The organism is Pedobacter miscanthi (assembly GCF_032678605.1).
Classification (GTDB): Bacteria; Bacteroidota; Bacteroidia; order Sphingobacteriales; family Sphingobacteriaceae; genus Pedobacter; species Pedobacter miscanthi_A.
In genome coordinates, this window is record NZ_JAVTSU010000012.1 from 47,562 (window position 1) to 60,276 (window position 12,715).

The 12,715-nt window shown below is 39.9% G+C and carries 9 protein-coding genes; 8 read left to right on the top strand and 1 reads right to left on the bottom strand.

The genetic code is table 11. The annotated features are described in order from the left end of the window. Positions 1-17 precede the first annotated feature (17 nt). The 8 genes from R2R28_RS18115 to rlmF all read left to right on the top strand — a co-directional run bounded on the left by R2R28_RS18115 (position 18) and on the right by rlmF (position 11,691). Positions 18-1,196 (top strand): FecR family protein, encoded by a 1,179-nt coding sequence (locus R2R28_RS18115; RefSeq protein ID WP_316827098.1) that lies wholly within the window; start codon positions 18-20, stop codon positions 1,194-1,196. 173 nt (positions 1,197-1,369) lie between these two features. Continuing rightward, positions 1,370-4,678, top strand: a complete 3,309-nt coding sequence (locus tag R2R28_RS18120) for a SusC/RagA family TonB-linked outer membrane protein (RefSeq protein ID WP_316827099.1) — start codon at positions 1,370-1,372, stop codon at positions 4,676-4,678. A 10-nt stretch (positions 4,679-4,688) separates the two neighbouring features. Further along, entirely contained in the window at positions 4,689-6,077 is a 1,389-nt protein-coding gene (locus R2R28_RS18125; RefSeq protein WP_316827100.1) for a RagB/SusD family nutrient uptake outer membrane protein, read from the top strand. Positions 6,078-6,128: 51 nt separating this feature from the next. Further along, complete coding sequence (locus R2R28_RS18130; RefSeq protein WP_316827101.1) at positions 6,129-7,217, top strand: cyanophycinase; 1,089 nt, start codon at positions 6,129-6,131, stop codon at positions 7,215-7,217. A gap of 7 nt (positions 7,218-7,224) precedes the next feature. Next, on the top strand, positions 7,225-8,250 hold the full coding sequence (locus tag R2R28_RS18135; RefSeq protein WP_316827102.1) for an isoaspartyl peptidase/L-asparaginase: 1,026 nt from the start codon (positions 7,225-7,227) through the stop codon (positions 8,248-8,250). Further along, a complete protein-coding gene (locus R2R28_RS18140; RefSeq protein ID WP_316827103.1) occupies positions 8,250-9,089 on the top strand; it encodes a cyanophycinase in 840 nt (279 codons plus the stop codon). Before R2R28_RS18135 ends, R2R28_RS18140 begins: the two co-directional genes overlap by 1 nt. Before the next feature lie 178 nt (positions 9,090-9,267). Further along, positions 9,268-10,518 (top strand): C4-dicarboxylate transporter DctA, encoded by a 1,251-nt coding sequence (dctA, locus tag R2R28_RS18145; protein WP_316827104.1) that lies wholly within the window; start codon positions 9,268-9,270, stop codon positions 10,516-10,518. 207 nt (positions 10,519-10,725) lie between these two features. Continuing rightward, complete coding sequence (rlmF, locus tag R2R28_RS18150; RefSeq protein WP_316827105.1) at positions 10,726-11,691, top strand: 23S rRNA (adenine(1618)-N(6))-methyltransferase RlmF; 966 nt, start codon at positions 10,726-10,728, stop codon at positions 11,689-11,691. Between the two features lie 180 nt (positions 11,692-11,871). On the opposite strand, the gene R2R28_RS18155 is transcribed toward rlmF, so the two are convergent. Continuing rightward, positions 11,872-12,300: a cupin domain-containing protein gene (locus tag R2R28_RS18155; RefSeq protein WP_316827106.1), complete on the bottom strand. Its 429-nt coding sequence runs from the start codon at positions 12,298-12,300 to the stop codon at positions 11,872-11,874. Between the last annotated feature and the right edge of the window lie 415 nt (positions 12,301-12,715).

The window sequence follows — 12,715 nt, forward strand, 5'->3', positions numbered from 1 at the left end:
ATATAAAAGCCAGAAGAATGAGTCCGTTTAATCATCAGAAAGAATTACAAAAAATCATCCAGCGTTATGTATCGGGTACAGCAACGGCAGATGAAATCCTTTTTGTAGAGAAATATTATCAATATTTGGATAAAAATGCCAATGTGCTGGATCAAACCAGTACTGATGAACTGGCCAAAATGGCCGAAGCTAATTTTGTGGCCATCAAATCTAGAATCGAAAACCCCGAAAAACGTAAGGTTGTTGCCCTATATAAATACATTTCGGCTGCGGCCGTATTAATCTTAATCTCAGCAATCACCTTTGTTTTCTTAAATAAAACAAAACCGGTTGTTAAAAGTGATACTGCCATAAGCAAAAAACTGGATGTTCTGCCCGGAACCGATAAAGCGGTTTTAACGCTTGCCGATGGATCAAAAGTGATTTTGGATGAACATACATCAACGGATATCAGCGATAAGGACGGTTTAAAAATTTCAAGAACTAAAGATGGCCAACTGGTATATACTATTATCAATCAGGACGATTTAAAAGCAAATTCAACCATTGCATTTAACACCATTCAAACACCAAAAGGCGGCCAATACCAGGTAATTCTACCTGATGGTACAAAGGTTTGGCTAAATGCCGCATCCTCTTTAAAATATCCTGAAGTATTTACAGGTAACGAACGCAGGGTAGAACTTACCGGCGAGGCCTATTTTGAAGTGGCTAAAAATAAGGCAAAGCCTTTTCATGTTAAAAACCACAGCCAGGATGTAGAGGTATTGGGTACACATTTCAATATCAACAGTTACATGGATGATCATACCATTAAAACCACGCTGCTTGAAGGAAGTGTTAGGGTAAGCAATGGTAAATCGGTCAGGATCTTAAAACCCGGAGAGCAATCTATTGCAGAAGCTGCCGGAAAGGGGATGATCAGGCTGGCTTCAGGAGTTGACACAGATGATGAAACAGCATGGAAAAACGGACTTTTTCAGTTTAATAACGCCAACCTGAAAAGCATTTTAAGTCAACTGGAAAGGTGGTACGACATCAATATTGATTACAGCACAATTCCTGACAAAAAATACAATGGTATGGTTCCAAGGAAAGCTAAACTATCGGAAGTATTAAAAATGTTAGAAAAAACCGGAAATATCAGGTTCGAAATCGCAGAAGGCAAAAATTTAAAGGTTGTACAAGAAAAATAAGGGCCTATGGCTAAAACACATTAATAAATCATTTATCACGCACAAACAAACTAATCAATTCACACCTAAACCAAACTGAATGTATGAACTTTTACACTCAATGTAATCATCCCGGTGCCTCAAGGGCCGGAGGTTTTATTACAAACTATTTTAACCAACCATTTATTAGGACTATGAAACTTTTTATTATTCTAATGACGGTTTTATGCGTACAGGTAAGTGCCTCGGCATTTTCCCAAAACATTAGCATAAACCAAAAAAACGTGCCGCTGATACGTGTTTTAAAAGAAATTAAACGCCAGAGTGGATATTTCTTCCTATATGATGCCGATTTAATCGAAAAACTGGCAAAACCGGTAACTATCGACCTTAAAAATGCCGAAATTAAAGATGTACTGACACAGGTTTTAAAATTGCAGCCTTTTAGTTGGGAAATTAAAGAAAATACCATTTTAATAATGCCTGTTGTCAAAAACAACAATGCAAAAGGCATTGATGTAAGCGGAAAAATCGTTGATGAAAACGGTAATCCTATGCCAGGTGCTTCGGTAAAAATTAAGGGGCAGTCGGCTATTTCAGTTACCGATAACAATGGAGATTTTATCCTCAGAAACGTTGATGAAAATGCCACTTTAGTCATTTCTTATATTGGTTATACCGATAGAGAAGTAGCAGCCAAAACTCAGTTAGGAACATTAAAACTCAGTTTATCCGCAGGTACTTTAAATGATGTGGTGGTAACGGGTTATACCAGTTATAAAAAATCGCAATCTGCAGCAGCAAGCTCTTTGGTTACTTCTGATAAAATTAATCAGGTTCCGGGTTTAACATTAGATCAGATTTTGCAGGGCCGTGTACCGGGCATGAGTGTGATCTCAACTTCGGGCCAGCCGGGTACAAGTGCATCAGTGGTTATTAGGGGGATTGGTACCATCAATGGTGTTAGAGGTCCGCTGATTATATTGGATGGCGTACCTATCGAAGCAGGCTATTTTCAAACCATCAATCCTGATGATATCGAATCGGCTACGGTATTAAAAGATGCCTCTGCTACTGCCCTTTATGGCTCGAGAGGCGCTAACGGAGTAATTGTTTACACCTCTAAAAAGGGTAAAGCCGGTAATGTTTCCGTTAGCTATAACTCGCAATATGGTTTTTCTAACTTGAGCAGGCCAAATTTTGTGATGATGAATACGGATCAGCGTTTACAGTTTGAAGAAGAAATTGGTTTAACAGGGGTGAGCATCGGTCCCGGGTGGACTTATTCTCCAAAAAATCCATCCTACGCAGCAGGATCGGCAAGCTCAAGGGCTCGTGCCGATTTTATTTTGGATAGTTTAAGGCAGATCAATACCGATTGGAGAGATATCTTTTTCCGTAGGGGTAAATTTCAGGAACAACAGGTAAGCATTAGCGGCGGTAATGAAAAGTTGCGTTTTTATAACTCATTAAATTATTACAGTCAGGAAGGTGTTGCCGTTAATACAGGCCTTAACCGTTACGCCCTCAGGAGCAATCTAGATTTTAATGATAATAAGTTCAGCGGGAGTGTTAATGTATCCTTAGGTTATTCTCAATCTACTTTTATAGATGGAGAAGGCGCTACTACGGCAGGCACCCCAATGTCGGCGGTTTATTATGCGCTTCCCTATGAAAAACCCTATGCTTCTGACGGTACTTTGGTACATCCGGGAATTAGTAGTTTGCCTAAATATAATATTTTAGATCAGCGTGAAGGTACTTTGGCATTAGAGCGCTTGCTCAACTCGAGCAATAAAACCGATCAGTTTAAAGCCATAGTAGGCGGTTCATTTGCTTATCAGATTTTACCATCATTAAAAGCAACAACCAGGTTTGGTGTGGATTACCGGAATTCTTCTGATGAGAATTATGTTAATCCAAATTCTTATTATGGATCGAGATCTGTGGCGAATACATTAGGCGGGAAAGGCCGTTTGGATGAGATTAGCCGTAGAAATTTCGGTATCGTATCTACCAGTGGTTTAACCTTTGCTAAAACATTTGATAGCAAACACGATGTAGAATTTTCGGCATTATATGAGTATATCTACAACGATTATAAATCTTTTGGTTACAGAGGATTTGGAATTGATGACCGTTTACCAGAAACACCCGCAGGCATTACGGTAAGTACGGTCTTTCTGCCTTCACTTTCCGGAAGTAAAACCCGAAATGCGATGGCCTCATTTATGGGCGTTGGCCGTTACACTTACGATCGTAAATATACCTTAACCGGAAGTTACCGTTATGATGGTTCTACAACGGTTGTACAAAAAAACAAATGGCATGGTTTCTATTCAGTAGGGGCCAACTGGAATGCCAAACAAGAAGATTTTCTTAAAAACTTAGCCGTTATTTCAGACCTGAGCGTTAGGGCAAGTTATGGAACTACAGCAAGTACATTTGGTGGTAATTTCGATTACCAGCAAGCCTATGGTAACACGAGTTATGGAGGTAATATCGGAATCCGTGCCAGTGCTGCAGGTAATATAGATTACGACTGGGAGTACGTTAGTACATTTAATGCCGGTTTCGACCTGAGTTTGTTTAAAAGCAGCAGATTGCGTTTAACTGCCGATTTTTATAATAAAATTACCAGTAACATGTTTATCAACCAGCCACCATCTGCTGTTGCGGGTTATTCCATTTTGCCTTTAAGCTCGGGTAAAATGAGAAACAGGGGTATCGAATTTGATATTAGCGGAGATGTAATTAAAACCAAAGATTTTACCTGGACTTTAGGTGCTAATGCAGGTTACAACAAAAACATGATTTTACGGGTGAGCGATGTAACCGATAATTTCCCGGATGGCGATTCGAGAATTATAAAAGTTGGTTTGCCTTATGGAACTTACTTTGCTCCAGATTGGGCGGGCGTAAATCCACAAACAGGAGAAGCGCAATATTATAACCTTGATGGCAGTATTACCACATTGTACAATGCAAATACACAAAGTACAACAAATTCTGGCAGCATGTACCCAACATTTACCGGCGGATTTAATACCGCATTAAGTTATAAAGGCATCACAGCTTCTGCTTTGTTCTCTTTTGTGAGTAATGTAATGCGATGGAATAATGAAGATTTCTACAATGAAAACAGAACCTACCGTACCAGTAACCAATCGGTAAGGATGTTGTATAACCGTTGGCAAAATCCGGGCGATACCGGAGATGATGCCATTCTGCAAAGATTTGATATCCCAAGGAATTTCACCTCTAAAGATATTCAGGATGCTTCTTATTTAAGGTTGAGGAATGTAACCATTGGTTATACTTTGCCAAAATCTATTTTAGAAAAAACTAAAATTATCAAAGGTGTAAAAGTATTTGTTCAGGGCCAGAATCTTTTCACCTGGACGAGTTGGAGAGGTTTAGATCCCGAAAATAATGATGTTTTTGGGCGTTTTCAGTATCCAAATACCAGAACGTATACTGCAGGAATTAATGTTAACTTTTAATAAATCAGTTATGATTAACAAAATATATACAAAATGCACTGTTTTATTGGCAGTTGTATTATTGGCCGCATCTTGTACCAAACTAGATTTTAAGCCAACAGATTTGATTTTGCCAGAACAGGCATTCAGAAATATTAACGATATTAATTTAGGTGTAATTGGTGCTTATGCCCCAATTGATTATTCTACCCTGAGTTATAGCTCAATCGTTTCGGATGAGGCCATTTACCCTCAAGAAAATACAGTAGGCAACAGTGACGCATTTAGGTGGTTGTATAATGGTTCTAACGGCTCTGTTACAGGTTTGTATTATACTAATTATACGGCTATAGATAGAGTAAACCGCGTTTTAGAAGCCTTGGATAAATTAACTTTTACAGGTGCAGATGTTGCCTTAGCCGATCGTTATAAAGGTGAGTTGCTGGCTTTACGTGCTTATTTACATTTCGAATTATTAAGAGCTTATGCCGCTTCCTATCAAACGGGTGCATTGGGTATTACTTATATGCAAAAGTCTGCTATTATTTATCCAGCCAGAGAAACTTTTGGTGCTGTAATTGCAAAAGCAAAAACAGATTTAATTGCGGCTAAAGCATTAATTCCCGCAACTTTTACAGATAAAACAAGAATTACCAAAACTGCAGTTTCAGCCATTCAGGCCCGCGTAGCATTGTACGAAAAAAACTGGACCGATGCCATTACCTACTCAACAGAAGTAATAGCGGCATTACCATTGGCTACAAAGGCACAGTTTCCGGGTATCTGGACAGATGCTAACGATGCTGAAGTGGCCTGGAAATTAAAACGCGTAACCGGCGATTCGAGAACCGGCGATTTCTTTTTTAGACAATCGGGTAGCTATGTTTTATATGCGCCTTCGTTTAAACTGATTGCAACTTTTGATCAGGTAAACGATATCAGGTTTGTACCTTACATTAAATTCGATAATACGCGTACAGGTACAAAATCAAAATATCTGGTCAATAAATACATTGGCGGAACATCTTCTGCCCCTGGTTTAGCAGATGTAAAACAGTTTAGAACTGGCGAGATGTACCTGATCAGAGCAGAAGCAAGGGCAGAAACAACAGGAGATGCCGCTGGAGATATTAATACTTTACGCGCTGCAAGAATTAATGGTTATGTTAATGCAGCTTTTGCAGATAAAGCAGCTTTAATTGCAGCCATTTATGATGAAAGATATAAAGAGCTGGCATTCGAAGGCCATCGTTTCTTCGATTTAAAACGTAGAAATATGGTAATCGAAAGAACTGCAGCAGATGTTGCAGCAACACAGAGCGCACTTACTTTGTCGCCAACGCAGGCACAATACGCCTTACCAATTCCTGCAACAGAAATTTCTGTTAATAAAAATATTGTTCAAAACCCTAATTACTAAGGGATGGCCTGGCTGGGGAAGTTATCCCTTCCCCGGTTTAATTTAAATATTATGTTGAAACAATCACTGCTTGCGCTCTTAATGGTTTTTTGCATTTCATCTATTGGCTGCGGCAAATCGGAAGGTACAACACCAACCCCTGCAAAACCTTCAGAAGGAGGATTAATAACGAAAAGGCCAGGTTCTATTGGCATTATAGGCGATACTGCTAATGTGGTGAAGCCTGTTAGCGGTGGCATGGTTTTAATGGGTGGCGGCGCTGATGTAGAAGCTGCTTTTAAGTGGATGATAGCAAGAAGTGGAGGTGGGGATGTGGTTATTCTTCGTGCCACCGGAACTGATGCTTACAATCCTTTTATAAATGCATTGGGAGCCGTAAATTCGGTGGAAACCTTATTGATCAATTCAAGGGAACTGGCGAATGATGATGGTGTAGCCTACATTATCCGAAATGCAGAAATGGTTTTTATTGCAGGAGGGGATCAGTCTGATTACATGAAATATTGGAAAGGCACCAAAACCGAGCAAGCTTTAAACTATTTGTTGAAGGATAAGAAAGCACCTGTTGGCGGTACCAGTGCAGGTTGTGCTATTTTAGGCGGTTTTTATTACAGTGGCGAAACTGGTGGTGTAACCTCTGCCCAGGCGCTGGCCAATCCCTACGATGCCAACATTACCCTTTACAATAACGATTTCCTGAAAGCACCCTATTTGCAAAATGTAATCACCGATCAACATTATTTAACACGCGATCGCGAAGGGAGATCACTCGTGTTTTTAGGAAGGATCAATAAAGATTTTAAAACACCTGCAAAATGTATTGCTGCCGACGAAAGAACCGCGGTGTGTATTGATGCCGATGGAAAAGCAAAGGTTTTTGGCGATTATTCTGCAACAAGAGCTTATAGTTATGCTTATTTCATTGTTCCTGATGTAGCCAAACAACCAGAATTGTTTGAGACAAACCAAAAAGTAAATTGGAACAACGGAGAAAAAGCGGTTTCCGTTTACGAAATTCCTGCCTCGGTTGATGGTGGCGGAAACTTTAATGTTGCTAACTTTAAAGCAAGCGAAGCCACTGGAGGCAAATGGTACTGGTGGTGGATTGATAATGGCGTTTTAAGTAAAAAAGATCAATAAAAATAATATGAAAGCATTAAAATTAGTTGTGGTACTGCTTATTTCAGTATTCACCTTAAATGTTGCTGCACAGCAGCAAAAATATGTAATGGTCATCCACGGTGGCGCAGGTACCATTTTAAAGAAAAACATGACGCCTGAAAAAGAGGCCGCTTATGTAGCCGCCTTAACAAAAGCGTTACAGGCAGGTTATGCCGAAATTAAAGCCGGTAAATCAAGTCTTGATGCCGTTGAAGCCACTATTCATGTATTAGAAAACGACCCACATTTTAATGCAGGTAAAGGTGCTGTTTTTACGCACGATGGCAGGAATGAACTGGATGCAGCTATTATGGATGGAAAAACTTTAATGGCTGGGGCAGTTGCAGGTGTTACAACCGTTAAAAACCCAATTTCTGCAGCAAGGGCAGTGATGGAAAAATCGGAACATGTAATGATGTTTGGAGATGGGGCAGATAAATTTGCCAAAGAAGTAGGATTGGAAATTGTAAATCCTAAATATTTCTGGACAAAAGAACGTTGGGACGGTTTGCAGGATGCCATTAAAGAAGATTCTACCAAAGCCGTATTAGATCATGGAAGTAAAAAATCTTCCCTTTTAGGAACCATTAACCACGATTACAAATTTGGTACCGTAGGCTGTGTGGCTTTAGATAAAGCGGGTAACCTGGCCGCAGGAACATCAACCGGTGGCATGACGAACAAAAAATACGGCAGGGTGGGCGATTCGCCGATCATTGGGGCTGGCACTTACTGTAATAACGAAACTGCCGGTATTTCTTGTACCGGATGGGGCGAATTTTATATCCGCAATGTGGTGGCCAAAACCATTTCCGATTTAATGGAATATAAAGGCATTTCAGTAACCGAAGCTTCGAAAATTGTATTGGATAAAGTAGGCAAAATGGGTGGCGATGGCGGTTTAATTGCCTTGGATAAAAAAGGTAATGTAGCCATGCCATTTAATACCGAAGGTATGTACCGCGGTACCATAACTGCCGATGGAAAAATTGAGGTAAACATTTATAAATAATGAAGAAACTGTTTTTTATAGTATGGCTTGCCGCTTTTTCTTTATCGGTAAGTGCACAGGTAAGCCCAAAAGGCGACTTGTTTATTATCGGTGGTGGCGACCGATCAGATGCTTTGATGAAAGAAATGCTGAATACGGCAGCATTAAAAACCAACGATTATATTATTGTATTACCGATGGCCAGCGAAGTACCCGATGTAGGTTTCGGAGCCATTTCTACCCAGTTGAAAAAACTGGATAACAGAACCATCCGGAATTTTAACTTTAGTAAACACGATGTAAACGATAAAAAATGGATCGATTCCCTTACAGGGGCAAAGCTGATCTATATTTTAGGTGGCGACCAAAACCGTTTTATGAAATCGGTACTGAATACCCCCGTTTATACCGCTATCCATAAGGCTTACCAAAATGGTGCTACCGTTGCAGGTACAAGTGCCGGCGCTGCGGTAATGAGCAAATATATGATTACCGGCAAACAGTTGTTAGATACCGTTTACAAAGAAACCTTTAACAAACTTTGGGATAAAAATATCGAATTTGCAGAAGGAATGGGTTTGCTGCAAAATACCATTATCGATCAGCATTTTTTAAAGCGCAACCGGTATAACCGCCTGATTTCTGCTTTGGCTGCCCATCCCGATCTGGTTTGTGTAGGTATCGATGAAAGTACCGCCATTATTGTACATGGCAATAAAGCTACGGTTGCCGGCGAAAGTCAGGTAATCCGTTTATCAAACCCGAAAGACCTTAAAAAAACCGATAAAGGCCTGCTGAAATTTAAACAGGCAGAATTTGGCATTTTTACTGCAGGTGATGTCATTGATATTAAACCCTAAATAACACGGAACTTGCGCTCGTTTTTAACGAGTGCACCAATAATATTGCGATTCAATCCCATTTAAGCAAAAGCCTATCTCGAGAAATCAGGATAGGCTTTTACTTTTAACTCCTATTTTAACCTGCTGTTTAAACAAAAAGAAAAATTACCCTATCTTTCATTTTTCCTACGCATAAATGAAAAAGATATTTTCCAATTTAACATTTCAGGTTTTAGTTGCCATCATCATCGGGATCAGTGTTGGTACTTATTTTCCGGGCTTTGCACCGACTGCCAAATTAATCAGTCAGGGTTTTATCAACCTCATCAGCATGTTAATTGCGCCAATTATATTTTTTACCATTGTTTTGGGCATCGCACACATGGGCGATATGAAGAAAGTTGGTAGAGTAGGAGGCAAGGCACTCTTGTATTTCGAAATTGTGAGTACAGTAGCCATTGCCATTGGTTTACTGGTAGCCAATATTTTAAAACCCGGCGCCGGAATGATTGCCAAAACTGGTGATGCAACAAAAATCGCCGGTTATGCTGAGCAAGCCAGGGATATGAACTGGGCAGAATTTTTTCTTCATATTATTCCACACAATGTAATTGCAGCTTTTGCAGAAGGAAACATCCTGCAGATTTTGCTTTTTGCCATTCTTTTTGGTTATGGGTTAAACAAACTGGGTGGAGATGGTGCCAGTGTTTTAAACGCCTTTGATAAAATATCTAAAGTGCTTTTCAAAATCATGAAGGTAATTATGCGATTGGCACCAATCGGAGCTTTCGGTGGGATGGCATTCAGTATCGGTACACACGGCTTGCAAAGTATTGTGGGCATGGCCAAATTGATGGGCTCAGTGTATTTAACCTGTATGCTCTTCATTTTTATTGTATTAAACGGAATCTGTAGGTATTATAAGTTCAGTTTATGGGCTTACCTCAAATATATCCGTCAGGAAATTTTAATTGTATTAGGTACCTCCTCTTCCGAATCGGCTTTGCCAAGCATGATGCAGAAAATGGAATCTTTTGGTTGCGATAAATCCGTTGTGGGTTTGGTAATTCCCACAGGTTATTCCTTTAACCTTGATGGTACCGCAATTTACCTCGCCATGTCGGTTATATTTCTTTGTCAGGTGTTTAATGTCGATTTATCCCTGGGGCAGCAGATTACAGTATTAGGCGTGCTTATGGTCACTTCAAAAGGTGCTGCGGGAGTAACAGGTAGTGGTTTTATAGTTCTGGTATCAACATTAACCGCTTTAAAAATTATGCCGATAGAACACATTTCCATATTAATTGGTGTAGACCGTTTTATGAGCGAAGCAAGGGCTATTACCAACGTAATCGGTAACGGTATTGCCACCATTGTAATTGCCAAAAGCGAAAGCCAGTTCGACGAAGAGAAATACAGGGAAGCCATCAGGATAGAAAAAGGATAGTTTGTTTGGAGTAATGAGTTAGTTTAGAGTTCTCAGTTTGGACTTTTCAGTTTTGGGAGCAAATGCCAGGTCACTAAGCAACTCCCAACTCCCGACTCCCAACTAGCCCACCTGCTAACTCCCAACTAAAAACTCCCAACTCCCAACTAATTAACTATCTTTGCAGCAGAAACATGCACACAGCTTGTTTAATTAATCCATAGCACATTGGCTCAAGAAGAACAAAATAACCGCAAAGAAAAGAGCGAGTTACACCCACGCAACAAACACCGTTCGCGTTACAATTTCAAACAACTTATTGCAACTTCAAAAGATTTAAGACCTTTCGTTTTTAAAAACGAGCATAACGACGATTCTATTGATTTTGCCGATCAAAATGCTGTAAAAGCATTAAACAGAGCATTGCTGAAATATTTTTACGATATTCAGCAATGGGATATCCCTGCAGATTTTCTTTGTCCACCCATTCCGGGCAGGGCCGATTATATCCATTATGTTGCCGATCTATTAGGGTCGAGCAATAAAGGTAAAAATCCAAAAGGAGCCAAAATCAATGTACTCGATATTGGAGTAGGCGCCAACTGTATTTACCCGATTATTGGCCACCAGGAATATGGCTGGAATTTTGTTGGTTCTGAAATCGATCCACTTTCGGTTGAATCGGCAAGACGAATTATCGAAGCCAATAAACCATTACAGGGTGCTATCGAAATTCGTCAGCAATCGTCAAAAATGGGCATTTTTAGAGGGATTGTAGGTAGAACAGAACGTTTTGATGCCGTTGTTTGTAACCCACCATTTCATGCTTCGTTAAAAGAGGCTGAACAAGGTACCCGTCAGAAATGGCGTAACCTGGGCGGAAACGAAAAAGAAGTAAAACACGTATTGAACTTCGGTGGAAATAAGGCCGAACTTTGGTGCCCGGGCGGCGAGCGTGCCTTTGTAGAACAAATCATTATTCAGAGTGCACAAATTAAAAATCAGGTTTTATGGTTCAGTTCACTCGTTTCTAAAAGTGCAAATCTTAAAAGTATTTATAATGCTTTAGTTAAGGCCGATGCTTTTGAAGTACGTACCGTTCAAATGAGCCAGGGACAGAAAATCAGTCGCTTTGTAGCCTGGACTTTCCATGATGAAGCTGCACAAGCCGAATGGGTAAAAGGATGGAAATAAGTCCTGAGTTGACTAGTAATCATTTCAGGTAATAAGATAAAAAGGATCGTCATTTCGAGCGAAGTGTACCGTAGTCGAGAAATCTATCAAGATAGAGCGCTCTCCCGAAACTTCGGGACTGCACTTCAGTCGAGATGACGGTTTTTTTAAACCCTGTTGTTGAACATTGCAATTTGAACCTTATTTTTTCTCATAAACAATCAAAATCACCAGGTCGTTATCCGCATTCGGAGTAATGCCATGCGAACTGCCCGGTCGGGTTAAAATCGCATCGCCAGGTTTAACTGCAAAGGTTTTTCCGTTCATTTGCATGGTTCCCTTTCCGCTAATCACATAGTAAATTTCATCTTCTTTTTGCAAATGATAACCGATAGAGGAACCTGGTTTCAAAATCCTTTTCCGAAAGGCTGTTTTCAGGCTTTTGGTCTTGGCGAAAAAGTTAAAACCAATCGTTTTGCCTCCGCCATTGTGCGTGCCTGCTTCTTCTTTGGCTACTTCAGTATCATTTTGAAGGATATATTTACTCGTATCCGTGCTTTGTGCGCGCGCACTTATAGAAATGAAAACAGCAGCAAAAACAGTTACAACAGGAATTAATTTCTTAATCATAAGGGTTTATCATTAGTCTTTGAGCTTTAGTTTCTCCGCTCGAAAAGTAAATTTAAGCGTTTTACCCGGATGTTGCTACAGGTATCAACACTTTGTTTCTAAACCCGATCGGAAGCCGTATCAGATTTTTCATCTGGATTTAGCAATGAGCAGGACTAAATGAAAAAAAGCGAGTGACAAGCGCTCCAAAAACAACCGACGATCTTAATATCTATTATTTGATGGTTTTTTATTTTCAGGAAAGCAATTGTAGTATTACATAGGTTAATTTCTGCCTGCTGCCATGAAAAATGGCATTCGTTCGATCAGGTTTAGTTTAGGTAGTTTTCTGCTACTATGTCGGTTTTCCGTGTCACAGGTTTAAGTTTCTAAACCCGATCGGAGCGGTATTCAGATTTTTCATCTGGATTTAGCA

Bases quoted from the DNA above. Each gene is read 5' to 3' on its own strand.
- dctA (WP_316827104.1), top strand. From the start codon at position 9,268: ATGAAAAAGATATTTTCCAATTTAACATTTCAGGTTTTAGTTGCCATC.
- R2R28_RS18135 (WP_316827102.1), top strand. From the start codon at position 7,225: ATGAAAGCATTAAAATTAGTTGTGGTACTGCTTATTTCAGTATTCACC.
- R2R28_RS18155 (WP_316827106.1), bottom strand. From the start codon at position 12,300: ATGATTAAGAAATTAATTCCTGTTGTAACTGTTTTTGCTGCTGTTTTC.
- R2R28_RS18120 (WP_316827099.1), top strand. From the start codon at position 1,370: ATGAAACTTTTTATTATTCTAATGACGGTTTTATGCGTACAGGTAAGT.
- R2R28_RS18125 (WP_316827100.1), top strand. From the start codon at position 4,689: ATGATTAACAAAATATATACAAAATGCACTGTTTTATTGGCAGTTGTA.
- R2R28_RS18130 (WP_316827101.1), top strand. From the start codon at position 6,129: ATGTTGAAACAATCACTGCTTGCGCTCTTAATGGTTTTTTGCATTTCA.
- R2R28_RS18115 (WP_316827098.1), top strand. From the start codon at position 18: ATGAGTCCGTTTAATCATCAGAAAGAATTACAAAAAATCATCCAGCGT.
- R2R28_RS18140 (WP_316827103.1), top strand. From the start codon at position 8,250: ATGAAGAAACTGTTTTTTATAGTATGGCTTGCCGCTTTTTCTTTATCG.